Here is a 21,473-nt window from a genome sequence, read left to right as displayed (position 1 = left end):
TATGAGTGTGTTGAAGACGACCTCACTGTGTACCATACACAATGTCATCTTTGAGTGCAAGATTAGCCATGTAAACTTCTGATACTCATTGCCTGATGTCGAGCCTATCAATACACTGGCACAGGATAAGCCCGAATCATTTCGTCAACAGTCACAATAGTTAGGTGATGCTCAAGTGCTTGGCAGATAAGCATACGATCAAATGGATCCCGATGTGTTGAAGGCAGTTTGGCGAGTTGAGACACGCTAGCTTCATCAAGAGGCAAACTTGCGATCATGTGTCTTTCGCGTTGTACAGACAGATAATTCTCCGGTGGTTCTGGCAAGGGTAGCTTGCCCAGTTGGTATTTTACAGAGATTTCCCATAGTGAAATGACACTTAGATACACTGCGTTCTCAAGATTGAGAATATCCCTCTGCATGACTTCTGGCAGGCGTTGGTCGCCGGTTATGAGCCAGAGGAAGATGTGAGTATCGAGCAGAAGCCTCATTTATTTTTTACCTTCAAATTCTTCAATCACATACTCCGGCAATGGATCGTCGAAATCATCAGGCACTGAGAACTCCCCAGCGCACAACCCAAAAGGGCGCGATGGTTCGTCATTCAATTTCAGCTCCGCTTTTGCCTGTTTCCAAGCAATCACTTTTTCGTCTGGGTCGCGAAGATGGCGCATATCTTCTATATCTTCCAGGTCATCCAATAAGGTCAGTAAAGCCTCCCAGGCCGCGTAGTCAAGCAGCACCGATTTTTTTTCCCCGCTGGCATCTACGACAAATTGGGCTTTTTCGAGTAGTTCAGGTACACTCATAATCAGCCTCCTTTTCAAACTTACATCGGCGTATATAATACACGCCTGAAATCTGGTCAAGTGCTTTTCAAAATGAGCGATCTACTTGTAGTTCTACTTTGGCCTGTTCCCATGGAATTACCTCTTTACCTGCGTCGTGAAGAAGACGAATCTCCTCTATGTCTTCTAGGTCTTCCAGTAGGGTCAATAGCGCATCCCAAGTCATGTAGTCAAGCAGCACCGTTTTTTTTTGCCACCAGCGTCCACGACAAATTGAGCTCTATCGAGTATATCCGTCACATTCATAATTGTTTCCTTTGTATCAGAAAGTGTCGCTGTCCCAAATCGCTATTTCGCGCTCGCGGTATCAGAGCTGTACCCTTTCTTCGACGAGTACTTCAAATTGTGTTCAGGTGAAATTTCAATAGCAGTTAGTCCGACCATACTTGAGCGATCTTCTTGGCCCATTCCTCGGCTTCGGCTATATCCTGTTTGGTCACAATAGGAAGTTCGCGGAAGACGATATGGGAGACACGCTGCTTAGCTCCACTCGTGGAATGCTCGTAACCGATGATCCACCTAAAGATACTGCCGAGGCGCAGGTGCTTGAAATCCTCTCCTGAAATTTCAGAGAGAGGAATGACTGCTTCTTCCTCTTCATGCGAAGAACCGGCGGTCAGGTCTAAAAGCCGCGCAGTGAAGTCGTCCTCTCCTATCTCTATGACATATCCTTCCCATTCCTGAAGAACTTGAAATATTACAGTATATTCCACTTAGGTATAGCCCTCTCAAGAGCACATCCATTTATTCAGTTAATTATCGTGACACTCTATGGGTGAGCTTCATGCTCTTTTAGTCTTTTTATCACTCGGCTTCTCAGATGTTAGATTGCTCTGATAGCACTTTCATCATATCCCGTATCAGTTCGTTAAACATCTTCTTGATCTCCTTGAGCCCTTGTCCCGTATATATTTTGGCTGGTTTAAATAGAATGCTTTTAAAATAACCATCAAAATCCCAGAAGCATTCATCTGCGTCTGCTTCATTTTTAATTTGCAATACAAAATCGTCATTATGCTTTCCCTGAAAAGCCAATAAATCAAATTTGATGGAAATATCAATAGAAAGCGCGCTTTCAGGCCAAGTGTCCCTCTTCTCCTCTGATATAGAAAAAGAAGAAATTTGATTGTCAACCCCTCTCACATTAAAACTGCCAGATGTATGAACACTCTCGAACAGATCAGAAAACCGTTCTACCTTCTCTTTGCAATAGGAAAAAAACGGATACAGTACCTGATCCGCATATTCCCTTGCCTTGATTGCGTTGCCTGTGCTCTTTTCCAAAGAACGTTTGAATATTGCGATCTCTTTATCTATATCCTCCACATCTTCAATATCCTCTCCGCGGGCGGCTTTTAGATGGAGATTCAGTGCATATTTGCAACAATGTGCAATATAGGTGATAAACTCCGCCAAATCTTCGGTCTTATCCGCTTGCTCCAGCATCCCGATGTATTGACCTCTCTCCTCAACGGGGACTACAGCCACCGTGTACCCGTGCTTGACCAAAATCATATTCATCAAAAGCCTCGCCATGCGGCCATTACCGTCGTCAAAAGGATGAATACGGATAAAACGGTAATGAAACGTGGTAGCTATAACAATCGGATGCTCACCCTCATCTTCTTGTCTTCTATACCAATCTATGAGATCGCTCATCGCAGATTTCACCTGATCTGGCGGCGTAAAATAATAAATCTCTCCCGTAGAGGTTTGCACGTTGTTTGGCTGTGTCTTATACTCTCCGATAGCAATGCGCCGTTTCACCGGCTGTCCATCTGGCGTTATCGCGTCGTTGTCATAAGGCTCCTTCAGCAACACTTTATGGAGATTTCGGATGAAAACCTCATTAAGTAATTCATTTCTTTTTACTGCATCCTCCATCGCCTTTACCGCTTCATCATGCCCCTCAATATCCAGATGATCGCGCATAGGCTTCCCGTGGGCAGTAAGCCCATGGAGAATCAGACTTCTCGTTTCTCCGAGCGTCAGACTATTGCCTTCTACGGCATTGGAGTGATAGTTTGACTCAATTCGGAGCTTTTGCTCTATCCGGCCGAGGACATCAGAAGGCAATGGGCGCAATGCGTCTAACTCCTCTTTCAGCCGATCAATTTCTTCAATGACGTTGCTCATGGTATATTCCTGCAATCATTCTCACACAAAGACACTAAAGATAAAATATAAAGAATACTCTCACACAAAACTACAAAGTCTCAAATATCCCTTTGTACCTTCGTGTGAGTTTCTCTACCGCCGCAACTTAAACCCCTGCGCTGTCAGAAACTCGTCCAGTTCCTCACGCACATGAAATTGCCCGGTGCGTCCTCCCACCACCGTCGTCCAGCGCTGGTCTCCTTCGTGCATCCCCTGTGACGCATAAAACGCCACCATCTTCTCATCGTAATCCTTCATAATCGTCCGATGCGTCTCATCGTCCAGATAACGCTCCCGGTGCAACACCGCATCGACGGGCAAGCGCGGTTTCACCTCTGGCTCTTGCGCTGGATACCCAATACAAAATCCCGACACAGCCACAACATAAGGCGGCAAACCGAGCAATTCACCCACAGCCTTTGGATTATTCCGCATCGCCCCAATCATACAAATACCCAATCCCATAGACTCCGCCGCAATCGCCACATTCTGCATCATCAGCGCAACATCCACCGTCGCAATCATCAACGCCTCCACATAATCCCCATCAAACCGCTCAACCCCGTGCATCTGATTCGCCATCCGATCCCGATGCAAATCCGCACAAAAAGCCAAAAATGCCGCACTCTGATGAATCTGCACCTGATCGGCACACAACTCTGCCAACTTCTTCTTGCGCTCGGGATCAGCCACATGAATCACCGTATAAGCCTGTAAATTGCTCGACGTACTCGCCTGCTGCCCGCACCGAATCAGGGTCTCCAACACCCCATCGGGCAACGGACGATCTTCAAACCTTCGAATACTCCTGTGCGACATCAACACATCAATCGTGGGATTCGACATAATAATCCTTTCTGTGAAACCGGGTTTTGCACGCTACATTTCATTTTTTCAATGAAGCCATGAAACCAAACTTTGTCAAGAAACTTGACGAGAATTTCCTTTTCCCTTTTTTTACCCTCTGCCACTATTCTTCCAAAGGAGCAAAATATGACCCTCACCTTAAACCAAAAAGACACGGGCTATCGCGGAATATGGTATTACAACCAGCCATCGGGCGATGAATACGTGTACAAATACAGCGGCGGATTGGGCACGTACTGTGCCAAACATCGCCCCTTTGCCGTGTACCGTCCCGAAGTCGAAAAAACCTTCTTCTGTTACGGCGGCACACCCCTTGACGCACACCTCAAACACACCGTAGAAGACCTCAATGGCGACAGCTCGTTTTCGCGCAATCGCAGCGGTTTCCTCCTGCACATGATCTCCTACTTCGACCACAAAACCCGACAAGTACCCCGTCCAACCATCCTCCTCGACAAAAACACAGCCGACGCCCACGACAATCCCGTCATATCCATAGACGACAAAGGCTATATCTGGATCTTCTCAACCGCACACGGCTTATCGCGCCCCTCGTATATCCACCGAAGCGCAAAACCCTACGCCATTGACGAATTTGAACAAATTGACGCGACCTATCGCCTCAATGGCGAAGAACAACCCATGGACAACTTCTCCTACATGCAAGCCTGGCACTTACCCGGTCGCGGCTTCATCAACTTTGTCACCCGCTACAAAGACCCGGCCGACCGCACCCTCTTCTTCACGACCAGCCCCAACGGCGTCAAATGGTCTGAATGGACGCGCCTGGCCGCCATCGAAAAAGGACATTATCAAATCAGTATATGCTCCAGCCAAAAAGCCGTCACGGCCTTCAACTACCATCCCGATCCCCTCGGCGTAAACTGGCGCACCAACCTCTACTATCTCGAAACCCCCGACTTTGGACAAACCTGGCAAAACGCGGCCGGTGAACCCGTTGAAGTTCCGCTTACAACCCCACACAACAACGCCCTCGTGCGCGATTACGAAGCCGAAGGACTAAAAGTCTATCTCAAAGACATTCGCCTCGACCCACAGGGAAATCCCGTCATCCTCGTCATCACCAGCAAAGGTTATGAATCGGGACCGGAAAATGACCCGCGCACCTGGACCCTATTGCAATGGACGGGAAGCGACTGGCACGCCCACCCCATCACCACATCCGACAGCAACTACGACATGGGATCCCTCTACCTCGAAACTGACGGCACCTGGCGCGTCATCGCCCCCACAGAAACCGGACCACAACCCTACAATCCCGGCGGGGAAATGGCGATGTGGGAACGCAGTGGACAAACGTGGAAGCGCGTCGTACAACTCACGCAAAACAGCACCCGCAACCACACCTATGCCCGAAGCCCCGTCAATGCTCATCCCGACTTCTACGCCCTCTGGGCCGACGGCAATGCGCGACGTGCATCCAAATCCTGCCTTTACTTCTGCGACAAAAAAGGCAACGTCTATCAACTCCCCGAAAAAATGGAAAGAGATTTCGAGCACCCGATTTCACTTTGAAAAAATGTGGGCTGATAACTTCCAAAAAAGATTTGGATTGTCTGCACAAATCCCTTAAATTTATAGAAATCTCCAGTGTAACTGGCGGAAAAGTGGAAATAACCACGAGGAAGCACTGGACTATATTACCTGCCGACCGCCTGGGCTGAAAACAATCACATCGCCCGGGCGTATTTTTGTTTTGGGCATTCACATGGGAGAAAGCGATCATGGCAAAAATCATAAACGGCACAGACCTGTCCAAAACCATGCGCGCAGAAATGGCCGAAGAAGTCAGGCACCTCAAAGCAGAGCACAACCTCACCCCTGGCCTCGCGGTCGTCCTTGTCGGCGACGACCCGGCATCCATATCCTACATCAAAGGCAAACGCAAAGCCTGTGCAGACATCGGCCTGTATTCTATTGAACACACCCTGACAGTCGACCAGCCCGAATCCGACCTCCTCGACACCATTGAACAACTCAACGACGACGACTCCATTCACGGCATCCTCGTCCAACTCCCCCTGCCCGAAGGCTTTGACGAACAAACCGCCCTCAACAGCATCTCACCCGACAAAGATATAGATGGTCTCCATCCGGTCAACCTCGGCCGCCTCATGCGCGGCGAAGAAGGCTTTTTACCCTGCACCCCTCACGGCGTACAACAAATCCTCAAACGCGGCAACTTCGAAGTTGCGGGCAAACACGTCGTCATCGTGGGGCGCAGCACTCTGGTGGGCCGCCCCCTCGCCAACATCCTCTCGCAAAAAGCCACAAATGCCACCGTCACCTTATGCCATACCGGCACGCGCGACCTCGGACACTTCACCCGTCAGGCGGATATCCTCATTGTGGTGACAGGACATCCCAACACCGTCACCGCCGACATGATACAGGATGGCGCAGTCGTCATCGACATCGGTGTCAACCGAGTACCCGACAAATCCAAAAAAGCGGGTTATCGCCTCGTTGGCGATGTCGATTACACAGCCATCAGCAAAAAAGCGCGCGCCATCACACCCGTCCCGGGCGGCGTTGGTCCCATGACCATCACCATGCTCCTGTACAACACCATAAACTCTGCCAAACGCATGCACGGCCTCGCATAAAAAAAACCGCCGATTGCGTCTCAGCGGTCAGCAATCAGCAGTCAGCAAAAACCTCCTGGATCGCGGCTTTAATCATGCCGCGATGACAATGGCTATTCCTATCGTCACGCCTGCAGGTCTTAAGCAGGCGTCCAGGATGGGGAAGCTTTTACACATAATCTTCGGCATTATCCACGGGATCATATCCGATCTCTTCGCGCGCATTTTGAATATCCCAATACGCTCGCGTATTACCCGAAATACCGTAATAAATCGCAAAATCAATCTTCTCCGGTGCCTCAATGCTCCGCCAGGTCAGTTGCACCGTATCTTTATAACTCAGCCAGGACGACAAAATGCGGTCACTGCCTCGATTCTGAACAGAAGACACGGGCTGAAAAGACCCAATGCGATGGCAAATCACAGACAGACCATACGCATCGACATAATACCGTCCCAACGCTTCGCCATACGCTTTGCTCGCACCGTAATAACTATCGGGACGCACGGGCATTTCCCAGGTCGTATAAATCGGACCCTTCTTCTCGTACATGCCAGTAACGTGATTTGTACTGGCAAAAATGACTCGCTTCACCCCCTTGCGCTTGCACGCCTCGTAAATATTGTAGGTACCGATAATATTTGCCTCCACAGTTTCTTCAAACGTCGCCCCACCCGATGGATTGCCCGCCATGTGAACCACCGCATCCATGCCATCCACAGCCTCTTCCATCTTCTCCAGATCCGTGATATTTCCCACCATCACTTCCTCGTCGTACTTCTGATCTAAAACTGTGCGATTGTAAAGCACCCTCAGTTGATACCGCTCGTACAAGCCATCTGTGAGAACCACGCCAATACGCCCTGCTGCACCTGTAATCAACACCCTCTTTCGCGCCACAATATCTCCCTTGAAAAAATGTGAAACAGCAAAACAGCGAATCTACGAATCTGCGAATCTACGAATCTACGAATCTGCGAATCTACGAATCTGCGAATCTACGAATCTGCGAATCTACGAATCTGCGAACCCCGCCCATCCTCCCAAAACCAGTATATATTACCATTCGTCTATTCGTCTATTCGTCCATTCATCCTCGCGCTTGAGTTCGCGAGGCGAGACCATCAGAGTTTTTTCATTCCGAATCGTGACCAGCCCCGGCGGTGCCCCACGCGGTTTTTGCACATAGCGAACCTCTGTATAATTGACTGGCACACGTTTAGCACCCCGCGCTTTGCTCCAATAAGCCGCCAGACAGGCCGCTTCTTCAAGCGTTTTTCGAGAGGGGTGGTCCGCTCTGCCATCGCGTTTGAGAATCACATGGGATCCCGGGCATCCGTGAACATGCAAAAAGAAATCGTCTCGGCCTGAACTTTTGGTAAGCCTATCGTTTTCCGTATTATTTCGCCCCACCAGCACGCGCCAACCATCCTGTGTGCGATACCGTCTGGGATGAATATCGCCGCTCTGGCGTTTAGACCTGACTCGCGGCCTCTTTTTAGGCGCTTTGATCAGGCGCGCATCTTCCAGTTCCCGCCGTATCTCGTCGAACTCGGCTTCCAAACGGACAGCATTGAGGCGATCTGTATAATGCAGAATTTCATCCCTCTCCCTCTGTGCTACCTCGAGACGTTTGGCGAGAATGGGGGCGCCTTTTCTCGCTTTCTGCGCCCGCTTGAGGTACGCGCTGGCATTTTCCGAGGCCGTGCGCCGGGGATTGAGGGAGATAACCATATCCTCGCAAGACGGGTCAAATACATCGGGAAGCGTGATGGTATCGACATTCGCAGGAATCTGCGCGATGTGACACATCAGCACATTCCCCATCTTTTCATACAGATCTGCATTGGCCGCATCGTCGATATCTGCGCGGATACGCCCAATTTTTCGCTCGCAGACAGTCAGGCGATTTTTTAGATCCTTCTCGATATTTTTTTGCCGCCCTTTAAGAGCCTCAGACTCGACTTCGCACGCCACAACATCCGATATAGCTTCGCTGAGCGAGCGATACGCTTGTTCTATCTGCGTATGCCGAATACCAAGAGCACAAACCGCGTTGCGATTATCCCCTTCTCGCACGCGCAGGCCTCCGTCACAAAATGGCGGATTCGCAAAAAACGTGCGAATAATCTCTGCAAAATTCGCGATATCGCTGGCGGAAAGCGGGCGTTTCTCCCCAAAACCAGCAATATGAAGCAATTCGCGCGCAGATAAAAGGTCAAGCCCCGCAATATGTTGTACAAGCGCGTCTGCGCGCGCATCTTCGGGAATATCGGCCAAAAAGGAGAGCTTCGCGCTTTCCGGCGGCATGCGGTCAAGTGCTGGCGGCGGATGATAGAATTTTCCCGGAGCTATTTCCCGCACGCGGTTCTGGCGCGCGCGAACGGACCTGAGCGCCCCCAGGATTCGGCTCGTTCTCATATCGACGAGAACAACATTGGCATACCTGTTGATCAATTCACATATAATGCGGGAATCAGTAACCGTGCCAATGCGGTCGCGCTTGCGAACTATGATATGCACAATGCGTTCGTGGGGAACATGCTCAATGCCAATAATACCCGCACCGCGCAAATAGCGATCTGCCCAGGGAATGCGTAAGCGCTGGGCCTCGCTGGGCAGTTGCGTCAGCATCAGACAACTTCGACCTGGATGTGCGGAAAGCAAGAGATACCCGGCATCGCCCAGATGCAGAAACAGATCGTGCCGACCAACGAGGAACACATCGCGGATCAGGCGATGGTCAATCTGAGGCCGCAATTCATCGCATAATCTGCGAAGTGTTAGTGGACTGAGATTCATAACTGTGTCTCATGATAACTTGACAGTCAGAAGCAGTATTGGTATTGTTTAGGAACTTTCAGTATTACTACTCTGGATGGACTGAGAGCTTATCCCCAGTCCCCAGCCCCTTGACTCTGGAGCTTTTTTTATGTCTGAAAAAAGACCTTTTTCTCCTGCAGAATTGCAAAAAGATCTCAAAAACTTCCTCGAAGAAAAATACGGGAATCAGGTAGTCTTTCCGCAGGGAGAAGCCGATGGGATACAGGAAGGTCCCCGCGTGGAAGAACCCGCAGAACAAACCATAGATTTTGACCTCAAGCCCGAAGAATTGGAGGCTTATCTAAACAAATATGTGGTACAGCAATCCGAAGCAAAAGAAGTATTGGCCACCAAGATATGTACGCACTACAATCGCATGAAACTCGACCGCGAAGACCCGGATTTTTCGCGCAAAAATGTGGGACACATCAAAAACAATATCCTCCTGATTGGGCCTACGGGCGTGGGCAAAACGTATTTGATTAAGTTGATTGCACAACGCATTGGCGTTCCATTCGTCAAGGGCGATGCGACAAAATTCAGCGAAACGGGATATGTGGGCGGCGATGTCGAAGACCTGATTCGAGAACTCGTGCGCGAAGCCAATGGCAGCATTGAAATGGCGCAATACGGCATCGTGTACATCGACGAAATAGACAAAATCGCATCGGCCTCAAATCTGGTCGGCCCAGACGTATCGCGCACGGGCGTTCAGCGCAACTTGCTCAAGCTCATGGAAGAAACCGATGTCGATCTCAAAGCACCACACGACCTCACATCGCAGATGGAATCCATGATGCAATTTCAGCGCAGTGGCAAAGTAGAGCGTCAAAAAATTAACACGCGCAACATCCTGTTTATCGTAAGCGGTGCATTTAGCGGCCTCGATGACATCGTGCGAAAACGTCTCAATCTGGGCAAAGTCGGGTTCCAATCCGGGCGCGACATGTCTCACGAACAGGACCACACAGAACTTTTGCAGCACGCCAAAACAGAAGACATGATCGAATACGGTTTTGAGTCTGAGTTTGTGGGGCGATTGCCCGTAACAGCAATTTTAACACCCTTGAGCGTGGACGACCTCTACGCGATTTTGCAGAGCCAGACCAGTTCGGTAATTCTGGGCAAAAAACGCGACTTCAAAGCCTACGGCATTGATCTGACTTTTGACGACGACGCGCTCAGGCTATTGGCCGAACAAGCCGCCCTGGAACAAACCGGCGCGCGAAGTCTGGTCAGCGTATGTGAACGCGCGTTGCTAAAATTTGAAAAATCATTGCCATCGACAGAAATCGATTCGTTTCACGTCACGAAAAATGTAATTGAAGACCCCGAACTCGCGCTTCAGCAGTTGCTGATCTTGCGAGGCACGAGCGCGTTTGTCAAGCGATTCCAAGACGCCTATGGTATCGCGCTCACCTTTGACGATGAGGCACTGGGCGCACTTGCCGAAAAAGCCGCAAAAGAAAATCGAACAATTGACGAAGTGTGCCCGGATTTGTTCGATGATTACGGGCACGGGCTAAAGCTATTGGGGCACCAATCTTACGTCATTACCGCAGAAGCCGTGCGCCAGCCCAAAGACTTTCTCAACGGTCTGGTAAAAACCTTCTATCAAGGAGAACACAACAGGACTTAATCCACCAGAACCTTGTTGATAACACCATCGTTTTGCCGCAGTAATTCACGGGCTGTTTCTATAGAGACAGCCCGTTTTGTCATGACAATCGCCGTTTTGAGATCTCCCTGTGCATTGTCGAGTGCCCGGCGACTTTCTTCAGGAGTCAGATCAGATACGATCTCCAAAATGCGTTCGGCGCGATCTATGAGTTTTTCGCAGGTCGGCGCGAGATCAACCATCAGATTTTCATAGACTTTACCCAGGCGGATCATAGCCGTTGTAGTAATCATATTGAGCACGAGTTTGGTTGCCGTGCCCGCTTTCATGCGCGTCGAACCGGTAACGACCTCTGGCCCCACCACAGGAACAATCGCGACATCTGCGCGCGCCTTTTCTACGACATCTGGATTGCATGTAAAAAACAAAGTCTTTGCGCCAATACATCGCGCGTATTCGAGCGCACCGAGCACAAAAGGCGTCACCCCACTCGCCGCAATGCCCATAACAACATCATCGGATGTACAACCGCGATCTTTGAGCGCGGCTTTTCCGTCTTCAGGGTGGTCTTCTGCGCCTTCTTGTGAACGCGTCAAAGCGGGAATACCGCCCGCGATAACCCCCTGAACGAGATCGGGTGACACGCCGTAGGTCGGCGGGCATTCAGACGCATCGAGAACGCCGAGACGACCGCTGGTTCCCGCGCCAACATAAAAGAGACGACCGCCCTTTTGAAACGCCGACACCACGAGATCGACAGCTCTGGCAACATCATCTATCACACCTTCAACAGTACGCGCTACTTTTTGATCTTCGGTATTGATAAGGCGCAGTGCATCCACTGTCGAACACCGGTCAATATGGGTGCTATTGGAATTGCGCTGTTCAGTGAGCAATCCAGCCCACTTTGAGACCTGTTTATTCATTTTCATTCATGCGCCGAAGAGTTTGGCGCAGTGCCTCAACGCTTTGGCCATAATCAGAAAACGCGCCCGCTTGCAAGTGCTTTTGCGCCGTTTCAAATTGCTGATAGGCCTGCCGGGCGAGTATTTTGAGGTCTTCTGGCAAATCTTCCGTATCCCGAACTGGCACGCCCTTTGTTATGGAAAAAACTCTGTTGAGAGCATCGTTGAGATCTTCGCCCATAGCGAGGCGGTCACCGTGAACGGCGAGCACGCGCTTGAGCTCTGGCATGCCGTGTTGGGATGCGCGCAAATAAAGCGGCTCGACATAAATGAACGAATTGCGGATGGGAATAACCAGCAAATTGCCGCGTATGACATCTGACCCGCGCTGGTCCCACAGAGTAATTTCTCGGGAAATATCGGTATCCTGATTGATGCGTTGTTCAATAAGCATCGGCCCGTAAATAAGCTTTTCCTTCGGTAATTTATAGACCACGAGTCGTCCGTAATTTTCTCCGTCACAACGCGCAAATATCCAGCCGATCATATTGGGTTTGTTGGAAGGCGTAGCCGGCAACATGAGAATATATTCTTCGCGGTCTTCACCCGGCAAACGCGCCATCACATAATACGGATGCATGCGAATAGGGCGATCAACTGTCCCGTAGTATTCTGTGGGAATCTCCCACACATCTTCGCGGTTGTAGAACACAATCGGAGTGGTCATGTGATAGGTATTGTAAAGCGCCGCCTGAATATCAAATAGATCTATCGGATACCGCAGGTGTGCGCGAAGTGCGGGACCGATTTCATCAGCCGACTTGAACAGATGCGGGAAAATCGCCATATAGGTCTTGAGGAGAGGGTCACTCGTATCCCAGGCATAGAAAGTGACACTCCCATTGTACGCGTCGAGCACCACTTTGACAGAATTGCGAATATAATTCATTTCTCGCACATAGGGCCGCCCATAAGGCATCGAATAGGGAAACATATTGGATATAGTATAAGCATCCTGTATCCAGAGCAGGCGGCCTTCAACCACGGCGAGATAGGGATCGTTGTCAAAACGGAGAAATGGGGCAATTTTATCAAACCGCCGCGGCGCATCTTCTCCAAAGCGGGTGCCGATATGCCGGTCAAACACAATGCGACTTTGGGGCGTTATCGCATCGGTAAAAAGAATAAATGGATCGACAAAGCGAATGGAAAATAAAAGGCGCTTCAAAAATCCATCCAACAGCACGCCACCGCGCCCCTGATAATTCGTATATATATTCTCATCGCCTTTGGGATAGTCAAATTCGGGTGTATTGGTCCGAACGATGATGTAATCGCGCATGTCTTCCCCGTAGTAGAGTTCGGGGCGAACGACCTCTATGCCATTCGATGTAACCGGTGGAATATCCTTCAGCAGAAAACCCGGCAGCCCTTCGGCGGCAATCTCATTGGCCGGACTCATGACCAGACCGTATCCATGCGTGTACACAAGATGCCGATTGACCCATGTATCCCCTGGTAAATCGCGCGGATTTCTCGCCAGTTCGCGTGCGGCCAGCATCACTTGTCGATACGTGCCGTCAATGCGATAGCGATCCACATCGACACTTCGAAATTTGTAATAGGACCGAATTTCCTGGATCTGAGAATACGTGTCCATAAGCGGACGGCGATCCCACAGCGGAATACTTTGTATGGTAGCCTGATTATTTGCAATATCGTCCGCAGTCAGATCAGATTCGCCGGGAAAAGGCACCTCCTCGATCTTGTCCAGACGATATGCTTTGCGCGTGTAATTGATGGCATGTTGAATATAGGGCTTTTCTCTGTCAAATTCATTGGGTCGCACAACCACCAATTCAAAAATAATAGGGATGCACCAACTCACGACAATGATCGCACCGAGATAGCCCGCCGCGCCAAATCCGGGAATCTTCCATGTGCGAACGCGCACATTGTAAAAGAGCAACCCCGCGAGAACAACCAGCCCAAAAAGCATCAGATAGTAAGCCCAGATCTGGATATTGAGATCTGTATAACCCGCGCCAAAAAAAGCCTCTTTGCGAAAAGAATAGAGCAACTCGTATTTTTTTAGCCAATATCCCCATGCGAGTAAAAGAGCGAGAATAGCAGCGAGAATCGAGACATGTGCTCGCACATGTGGGGTCGTAATCCAGCGCTTGTCATCGTATCGAACCGCTCTATCCTGATGATAGGAAACAATCGAGGCAATCCCCGTCACAATAATTGCAGAAATGAACCAACCCTGCAGAAAATTGTACAGCGGCAGGCTGAAAACATAAAATGCTATGTCGTGACCAAATATGGGATCAGCCAGATCAAAAGAGGTGGGATTGATGTATTTTAGAACCACTGACCAGGCCGAAGTGCCTGCAACACCCATAAAAAAGGACAACAGCGCGACAATGCCGATCCAGGCGTAACGCTGTCGGAGAGAGTGATCAGGCGGTATGGGAACATCGCCATCGATAATAACCTCAAGCGCCATGATGCGGGTGGGCTGTCCATAGCGCCGAGCAGCGACAATACTGATACCGCAGATCAGTGCAAAAACACTACCAAATGCGAAAAAGGCGAGGGTTTTGGTGCGTATAATGGTGATAAATACGTCGTGAAAACCGAGTGATGAAAACCAGAGATAATCGGTATAAATCACCGAGAGCAGCCTCAGCCCAACAAAAGCTGCAAAAACGGCAAAACCCAAAATGAGGATAACAAACGCGCGTTTTGACATAAAAAAATTCCGTTCAGAATGATGGCAATAGCGTTTTTAAAGTAAAATAAACAAACAGGTTGAACAAGGTTTTTGTCCGCGCCCAGACTTGACAGATATACATAGCGGATGTATTATAGGTAGTTTGCACACAGGCATAACCACACCTTGCATCTCACTAAAAAGGCAGAAAGATGGACGTTATTGAAGAAGTATATGCCCCTCGCACAAAACCGCCCGTCAATCCCCAAGACCTCGCACATCGCGAATTGCGTCGGGACGAATTCTGGCGACACATCCCCGCTTTTACAGACATAGACGCGCGCACCTTTCACTCGCACATCTTTCAGATGCGCCATTCAATAACCAGCGTGGGCAAATTGATGCGAGTACTTGAAAATCGAGTACCCAATGACTTTTACCAAGAAGTCGCAGCGGGCTTGCAACACGCGCCCATGAGTGTGCGAATCTCGCCGTATATATTGAGCTTGATCAATTGGGATGACCCGTATCGCGATCCGATTCGCAAACAATTTTTGTCTCTCAGATGCGAGCAAGAGTGCGATCACCCCGAATTGCACCTCGATTCGCTCAATGAATTGGGAGATGCCCCCGTTGAGGGATTGACACATCGCTATCCAGACCGCGTATTATTCCTCGTATTGGACACCTGTCCCGTCTATTGCCGATTTTGCACCCGCAGCTATGCTGTGGGACTGGATACAGAAGATGTGGAAAAAGTAAGTCTGCGGGTCAATCGCGAGCGATGGGACAATGCGATTGGGTATATTCAATCGCGTCCCGAAGTCGAAGATGTCGTAGTCAGCGGCGGCGACATGTATCAACTCAAAGCCGATCAACTCGAAGAATTGGGCAACCGCCTGCTGAATATTGACCACATACGGCGATTTCGCTTTGCGACCAAAGGCCCGGCGGTCATGCCGCAAAAACTCGTCACAGATGATGCCTGGGTAGATGCGCTGACACGCGTGGTGGATCGCGGGCGCAAGATGCACAAAGAAGTCGTCTTGCACACCCATTTTAATCACCCCGCCGAAATCACCGGCATTACCCAGGACGGGCTTAATCGGCTACAGTCGCGCGGAATAACAATACGCAACCAGGCAGTACTTCAAAGCGGCGTGAATAACAGCGCCGAGACGATGAGACTCCTGGTCAAGAGGTTGAGCTACTTAAACGTACAACCCTATTATGTGTATTTCCACGACCTCGTGCGCGGCGTTGAAGACCTGCGTACAACACTCGACGACGGCCTCGCCATTGAAAAAGCCATACGCGGCACCACATCCGGGTTTAACATGCCCACATTTATTGTAGATACATTGGGCGGTGGCGGAAAACGAGACGCGCACTCTTATGAGTATTACAATCGGGAAACCGGAATCGCCGTCTATATCAGTCCCGTAGTAAAACCCGATACATTTTTCTTTTATTTTGATCCACTCTGGCGTTTGCGCGAAGATATTCAAGCGCGATGGCAGGACGATGTGGAGAGAGAAAAGATGAAAGCCGAGGCCATAGAGGCCGCGCGATAATGCACAATAAATAGATATAAAAAAGGCGACCTTTTGGTCGCCCTTTTTTTAGAACACATCTGCAAGTGGCAATTGCCACCCGGGCACGACATCGCCGCCGTCAATTGTGTCGCCTTCTGTGAGAATGCGAACATCGTCTAAACCGCGATAGACAGTTACTATACGCGTTTTGGGATCGAGCACAATAACCATCTTCGCACCTGCCCGCAACCAATCAAATGCTTTTTCCGTCACTTCGGATACGCGGTCATTTGGCGAGACGACTTCAACGGCGAGGTCGGGTGCGCCGGGAAAGAACCCTTCTTCGTCTATGGCTTCCGCACGTTCTTTAGGCACAAAACTCGCGTCGGGTGCGCGCACCGTATCGGGTGTAGTGTCGATAATAAATCCGGTTTCGGCAGCATAAGTTGTGCCAAGGTCATTGTCTTCGACAAATAACCCAAGGCGGATGCCGATTGTTGCTGCAATTCGTCCGTGCTGACTTCCCGCTGGAGCCATCTGGCGCAATTCTCCCTTTATGAGTTCATAGCGATAGCCATTGTGTGGCATCACCAGAAGCTCATCGGCTGTCATGGTGCCAACGGTTTGTAGGGCCATACCTGAACCTGTTGTGTTTGGATGAAATGATGGTTGTCAATAAAATAATACTCAAGAATAACAGGTCTGTCAATCTATCGCTCCATTCAGCCAGCGCACCAGAGCCTTATCCGGATCGACAACTTCATCCAAAGAGGTGTAATAATAATCTTCCCAGCCGTGTTCTGGCAAACCAGTAAAGAGCATAAGGTTAAGCGCATAGTCTTCTGAATCGGTACAACGGCGAAAATCGTCTCGAAAGAGAAAAGTCTTTTTCTCCAGGGCAATGGCAATCCCAAGCTCAACCATCACACCTTCATCGGGCGGCGTACCATTGACAATGGCAAATATCGCGTCTGATTCTTTGACATCGCGCACATCTGCCTGCCCGATTTGATACGCCCATCCGGGCTGTGCTTTATCAATCTGATTATTGCGTTCAAACGGTTCCCACACTTCTGCGCCGAGAGACTCGAGCACCTGAACAAACTCGGGCAAAAGTTTCTGTTTCTGTTGAGACGAAAAACCGTAGGGACTGGCGAGATAAATAATTCTGGACATAGAATTCTCCTCATACTAAAAATTGATCTATAACTTAAGAAGCTATATTAACACTCCCACAGCATTGAACGCAACTTTCATCTTGCATCTCCCGCATGTGCAAGATATAATAATGCGCCAACAGTGGAAAAATAAATGGGATTCTTACCTGAAAAGGGCAATGCGCGATTCAACTTTATTGTGGGAACATTAAATGGTGGCATCTTCGCATTTGGCACGGCATTTTTAGACCCCACCACAGTCTTACCCATTTTTATTCGGCATTTTACAACCTCAGATACGCTGGTCGGCCTGGCCTCATCTCTACACCGCGCAGGTTGGCATCTGCCCCAATTGCTCGTGGCGGGATATCTGGAGCGGCGTGCGCGTCGGCTACCTGTGTACAGGCAAGCCAACCTCATTCGCATGTCGCTGATCTGGACAATTGTGCCACTCCTCGCGTGGTACGGACTCGAACGGCCCAGTCTGGTATTGAGCAGCTTTCTCATCCTATACGGCATTGCTTCTCTTTTTGGCGGCCCCGCGGGCAATGCCTATACAGATATTGTGGGAAGATCTCTGCCGAGGTCACACACGGGATTATTTTACGCATCCCGTTCATTTCTCGGCGGCGTATTGAGCATTCTCGCGGGCATATTGGTCAGGTATTTTCTCGACTTAGATAGCGGTTATGACTTTCCGATAAATTACGTCATGATCTTCGCAATGGGTGCCGGAATGATGAGTCTGGGCATCGGGTGTTTCTGTCTGGTTCGAGAACCAGAAGGCGAGATGGGTACAACCCACCGAAATGCCATTCAGGTGATTCGCGGTATTCCCCAATTACTGCGCCGCGACCGCAACTTTGGACGGTTCCTCCTGGTCCAAATGCTGGCATCGGGCATCGGATTCTCACTTCCTTTTTACGTAGTGCTCGCCCGAGAGGCATTTTACATCTCGGAAAGTACCGTCGGCTTTTTTTTGGCCATACAAACCATAGGCGCGGCTATTTTTAATATAATATGGGGAAGACTCTCGCTCAATTACGGAAACCACCGCGTGGTCTTGTTCGCCGTATTGGGCGTAGCTTTAATTCCGTGTATGGCATTGATCTTGGGCAACCAGGCGAGTTTGTTGCAACATGCGTCTGAGTGGATAATCGCGGCGTGTTTTTCACCGATTTTTCTTTTGATAGGCGGAACGACAACGGGCATCTTTATCGGATTTAAAAGTTATCTTTTGGACATCGCGCCAGCAGAGCGTCGCCCAACCTATATCGGCATCACCAACACTGTGCTGGGCATTGGTTCGCTCTATCCCATATTTGGAGGCGTACTCGCAGACCTCGTACATCTTCAAGGCGTGTTTGCCCTATCTGCCACAACCGTTTTGGTGGGATTTTGGCTGTGTTTTTACATGAAAGCTTCGAGTTATTAAAACATGTGCTGACGCGGGTTAAGTCAGTATTCTCTAAGGAGTGAAAAATGCCCAAACAACCCAATATTCTATTCGCATTTACCGACCAGCAACGCTGGGACACCATTCACGCGGCAGGCAATCCGCATATTCGCACACCAGTGATGGATCGGTTGTGTCATGAAGGAGTGAATTTTACCAAAGGATACACGCCCTCGCCCGTTTGTGTATCGGCGCGTGCATCCCTTATTACCGGACAATATCCGCACAAAAATGGGTGCTTTGACAATGGATTTCGACAACCGACAGACCGCCCATCTCTGATGGATCTCCTCGCACAGGGCGGGTACCTCTGTCACGGAGTGGGCAAAATGCACTTTACCGGTGATCGTGGAGGACTGCGGGGATTTCACGCGCGAGATGTACAGGAAGAAATCTCGGGAACGATTGATACAAACGATTATCTAAAATACTTGCATGCACACGGCTATGACTATGTACACGATCCTATGGGTGCAAGAGGAGAAATGTATTATATCCCGCAAATTTCTCAACTTCCCGCACGCCATCATCCAACGGCCTGGGTCGCGGACCGCAGCATTGACTTTCTGAAAAACCGCGACACTTCCAAACCGTTCTTCCTGTGGTCGAGTTTTATCCATCCACATCCACCCTTTTCACCGCCAACGCCCTGGAACAAACTCTATCGCGGTTCCTTAATGCCCTTTCCCAAACGCCCCGATAACATGGAAGACCTGTGGACGCATTTCAACCGCCATCAGAATCGATACAAATACCGCGATGCGGGATTGGATAATCGCATGTTGCAGGTCATGCGCGGGTATTACTGGGCGTGCATATCGTTTATCGACTACAGCGTGGGCCGGATCATTGACGAACTCGAACAACAGGGCGAACTGGACAATACCCTCATTGTCTGGTCATCGGATCACGGTGAACTGCTGGGAGATTACAACTGTTTCGGCAAGCGCAGCTTTCTCGATGCAGCGGCCCGAGTCCCCATGCTGGTGCGCTATCCCGAGCGTTTTCCCCGCGGTATTATAGAAGAAACACCGTGTGGATTGATGGACCTGATCCCGACATTTTTGGGCGCAGCAGATATTTCCCATCACAACGCAGATTTAGACGGGAAGGACATGGCCGATCTCGTAGGCAATGGGCGCGAACGAATGATTTACGGTCAGATCCAGCGCGGACAACGGGGTATGTACATGGCCTATGACGGCAACTTGAAATACATCTATTCAGCCGGTGACCAAAAGGAATACTTGCTCGATCACCGCACAGACTCAGAGGAAACGCGCAACTGTGCGTACAATATCCTGTACGCTTCCGAGGTAAAAACAATGCGCGAAAAACTAATAGGCTTTTTCCAAAACGAAAACTATACCGAACCCCTGGATGGCGACCAATGGAAAGACTTTGGCGCGATAGCTGAACCCAAAAGTGTGGATGCAAATTTGTTAATTCAGGATGCGGGATGGGCGGTTCCGCTCTACAATATCCCCGGATATTCAAGAGACTGAATCCTTCTCTTCCAGTATTCAAATATTTCAACCCATCATCCGCATTGTGAACAAAATATTCACATAAAAAAGAAAAAAAGCCCATTTAACGGGCTTTTTTTTTGGCATAAACATTGCTGTCTATATCCCCAAAAACTCCATCTCAAACGAGACATTATGTGTGACCACGCTCTACCCTGGCTGGTACTCTATGCCGTACCGGGTCTGGGTCCCGCTGCCTATTGCGCTCTTCTCGAGCATTTTGAAACACCGGAAAATATTCTCTTGCAATCTCCCAGAGCACTGTGCGAAATCCCCGGCATTGGTCCCAGTACCGCACAATCTATCTCTACCAATCGAGACTGGGATTGGGCGCGAGATCAAGTCTCACGCGCAAAAGACCTCGACATCCAGATCTGCACGCTCACAGATCCCCTCTATCCCGAAATTCTAACCCAAATCTACGCCCCACCACCTCTGCTCTTTGCAAAAGGCGACATAAGCCATTGCCACAGCCCCACCATAAGCATTGTCGGCTCGCGCTCTTTCACGGCTTATGGACGGGAAACCGCGCATCGCCTGGGAAGTGATCTCGCCAGAGCGGGCATAACAGTAGTCAGCGGAATGGCCGTCGGCATTGATACCCATGCACACCGGGGGGCACTCGAACACGGCGCAACAGCAGCAGTGCTTGGCAGCAGCCTCGATTGTCCCTATCCACCTGAAAATCGCACCCTATTTCAACAAATATGTGAACGCGGTGTGGTCTTCTCAGAATTCCCACTGGGCACCGGTCCAGAAGCCCACAACTTTCCAAGACGCAACCGCATCATCAGTGGCTTGAGCCTCGGCACAGTCGTTGTTGAAGCGGGCAAACAGAGCGGCGCACTCATCACCGCCCAATTTGCTCTTGACCAGAACCGCGATGTCTTTGCCGTACCCGGTCCAATTTACTCGGGCAAAAGTCAGGGCACAAATAGTCTTCTCAGCCAGGGAGCCATTCTCGTGCAGACAGCGCAAGATATTTTGAGCGAAATTGAACATCAGTCAGCGCTCCCCCCCGCAACGGAGCGGAACGAGCATCAACCCTCTGAGCAACCCTCTCTATCCGACCGAGAACAACGCGTATGGGACGCTCTTGCCAACCCGTCTGACGATGCGACCCCCGTACATATTGACACCCTCGCCAGAGCCGCGGGATTCTCTTCTGGAGAAACCCTCAACATCCTCTTGAGTCTCGAAATCCAGGGCAATGTCGAACAACTGCCGGGCATGCATTTCAGGCAAAAAAAATAAAAAA

18 protein-coding genes are annotated in these 21,473 nt (G+C 49.9%); 7 read left to right on the top strand and 11 right to left on the bottom strand.

Going from position 1 to position 21,473, the window contains the following annotated elements; genetic code table 11:
* Nucleotides 1-107 precede the first annotated feature (107 nt).
* From F4Y39_13245 to nfsA, 5 genes are all read right to left on the bottom strand, one after another.
* A complete protein-coding gene (locus F4Y39_13245; GenBank protein MYC14689.1) occupies nucleotides 108-491 on the bottom strand; it encodes a type II toxin-antitoxin system VapC family toxin in 384 nt (127 codons plus the stop codon).
* Entirely contained in the window at nucleotides 492-674 is a 183-nt protein-coding gene (locus F4Y39_13240; protein ID MYC14688.1) for a prevent-host-death protein, read from the bottom strand. It lies immediately after the preceding gene.
* Nucleotides 675-1,219: 545 nt separating this feature from the next.
* Nucleotides 1,220-1,561, bottom strand: a complete 342-nt coding sequence (locus F4Y39_13235) for a hypothetical protein (protein ID MYC14687.1) — start codon at nucleotides 1,559-1,561, stop codon at nucleotides 1,220-1,222.
* A 103-nt stretch (nucleotides 1,562-1,664) separates the two neighbouring features.
* Nucleotides 1,665-2,984 (bottom strand): Fic family protein, encoded by a 1,320-nt coding sequence (locus F4Y39_13230; protein MYC14686.1) that lies wholly within the window; start codon nucleotides 2,982-2,984, stop codon nucleotides 1,665-1,667.
* 114 nt (nucleotides 2,985-3,098) lie between these two features.
* Nucleotides 3,099-3,851, bottom strand: a complete 753-nt coding sequence (gene nfsA / locus F4Y39_13225; protein MYC14685.1) for an oxygen-insensitive NADPH nitroreductase — start codon at nucleotides 3,849-3,851, stop codon at nucleotides 3,099-3,101.
* A gap of 147 nt (nucleotides 3,852-3,998) precedes the next feature.
* Here nfsA and F4Y39_13220 point away from each other — a divergent pair, with 147 nt between their 5' ends.
* Together F4Y39_13220 and folD are read left to right on the top strand one after the other, a co-directional pair.
* Nucleotides 3,999-5,408: a hypothetical protein gene (locus F4Y39_13220; GenBank protein ID MYC14684.1), complete on the top strand. Its 1,410-nt coding sequence runs from the start codon at nucleotides 3,999-4,001 to the stop codon at nucleotides 5,406-5,408.
* Nucleotides 5,409-5,614: 206 nt separating this feature from the next.
* Entirely contained in the window at nucleotides 5,615-6,499 is an 885-nt protein-coding gene (folD, locus tag F4Y39_13215) for a bifunctional methylenetetrahydrofolate dehydrogenase/methenyltetrahydrofolate cyclohydrolase FolD (GenBank protein MYC14683.1), read from the top strand.
* A gap of 148 nt (nucleotides 6,500-6,647) precedes the next feature.
* Here folD and F4Y39_13210 read toward each other — a convergent pair whose 3' ends face one another.
* Both F4Y39_13210 and F4Y39_13205 read right to left on the bottom strand, forming a co-directional pair.
* Nucleotides 6,648-7,421, bottom strand: coding sequence for an NAD(P)-dependent oxidoreductase (locus F4Y39_13210; GenBank protein MYC14682.1), 774 nt, complete (start codon nucleotides 7,419-7,421; stop codon nucleotides 6,648-6,650).
* Nucleotides 7,422-7,538: 117 nt separating this feature from the next.
* Complete coding sequence (locus F4Y39_13205) at nucleotides 7,539-9,281, bottom strand: fibronectin/fibrinogen-binding protein (GenBank protein MYC14681.1); 1,743 nt, start codon at nucleotides 9,279-9,281, stop codon at nucleotides 7,539-7,541.
* A 130-nt stretch (nucleotides 9,282-9,411) separates the two neighbouring features.
* On the opposite strand from F4Y39_13205, the gene F4Y39_13200 reads away from it, so the two are divergent.
* Nucleotides 9,412-10,941 (top strand): AAA domain-containing protein, encoded by a 1,530-nt coding sequence (locus tag F4Y39_13200; protein ID MYC14680.1) that lies wholly within the window; start codon nucleotides 9,412-9,414, stop codon nucleotides 10,939-10,941.
* Here F4Y39_13200 and murQ read toward each other — a convergent pair.
* Nucleotides 10,938-11,846, bottom strand: coding sequence for an N-acetylmuramic acid 6-phosphate etherase (gene murQ, locus F4Y39_13195; GenBank protein MYC14679.1), 909 nt, complete (start codon nucleotides 11,844-11,846; stop codon nucleotides 10,938-10,940). The genes F4Y39_13200 and murQ overlap by 4 nt on opposite strands.
* Nucleotides 11,839-14,580: a UPF0182 family protein gene (locus tag F4Y39_13190; protein MYC14678.1), complete on the bottom strand. Its 2,742-nt coding sequence runs from the start codon at nucleotides 14,578-14,580 to the stop codon at nucleotides 11,839-11,841. The genes murQ and F4Y39_13190 overlap by 8 nt, the downstream gene beginning before the upstream one ends.
* 173 nt (nucleotides 14,581-14,753) lie before the next feature.
* On the opposite strand from F4Y39_13190, the gene F4Y39_13185 reads away from it, so the two are divergent.
* A complete protein-coding gene (locus F4Y39_13185) occupies nucleotides 14,754-16,115 on the top strand; it encodes a KamA family radical SAM protein (protein MYC14677.1) in 1,362 nt (453 codons plus the stop codon).
* Between the two features lie 48 nt (nucleotides 16,116-16,163).
* On the opposite strand, the gene F4Y39_13180 is transcribed toward F4Y39_13185, so the two are convergent.
* Nucleotides 16,164-16,712: a Uma2 family endonuclease gene (locus tag F4Y39_13180; GenBank protein MYC14676.1), complete on the bottom strand. Its 549-nt coding sequence runs from the start codon at nucleotides 16,710-16,712 to the stop codon at nucleotides 16,164-16,166.
* 69 nt (nucleotides 16,713-16,781) lie between these two features.
* A complete protein-coding gene (locus F4Y39_13175) occupies nucleotides 16,782-17,252 on the bottom strand; it encodes a nucleoside 2-deoxyribosyltransferase (protein ID MYC14675.1) in 471 nt (156 codons plus the stop codon).
* Nucleotides 17,253-17,387: 135 nt separating this feature from the next.
* On the opposite strand from F4Y39_13175, the gene F4Y39_13170 reads away from it, so the two are divergent.
* From F4Y39_13170 to dprA, 3 genes are all read left to right on the top strand, one after another.
* Entirely contained in the window at nucleotides 17,388-18,668 is a 1,281-nt protein-coding gene (locus tag F4Y39_13170; protein ID MYC14674.1) for an MFS transporter, read from the top strand.
* A 47-nt stretch (nucleotides 18,669-18,715) separates the two neighbouring features.
* On the top strand, nucleotides 18,716-20,194 hold the full coding sequence (locus F4Y39_13165) for a sulfatase-like hydrolase/transferase (protein ID MYC14673.1): 1,479 nt from the start codon (nucleotides 18,716-18,718) through the stop codon (nucleotides 20,192-20,194).
* A gap of 156 nt (nucleotides 20,195-20,350) precedes the next feature.
* Nucleotides 20,351-21,469, top strand: coding sequence for a DNA-protecting protein DprA (dprA, locus tag F4Y39_13160; GenBank protein ID MYC14672.1), 1,119 nt, complete (start codon nucleotides 20,351-20,353; stop codon nucleotides 21,467-21,469).
* Nucleotides 21,470-21,473: the final 4 nt, after the last annotated feature.

It is taken from the genome of Gemmatimonadota bacterium, assembly GCA_009838845.1.
Classification (GTDB): Bacteria; Latescibacterota; UBA2968; order UBA2968; family UBA2968; genus VXRD01.
The sequence above is the reverse complement of the archived record's forward strand: the minus strand, read 5'-3'. Positions and strand labels throughout refer to the sequence as shown.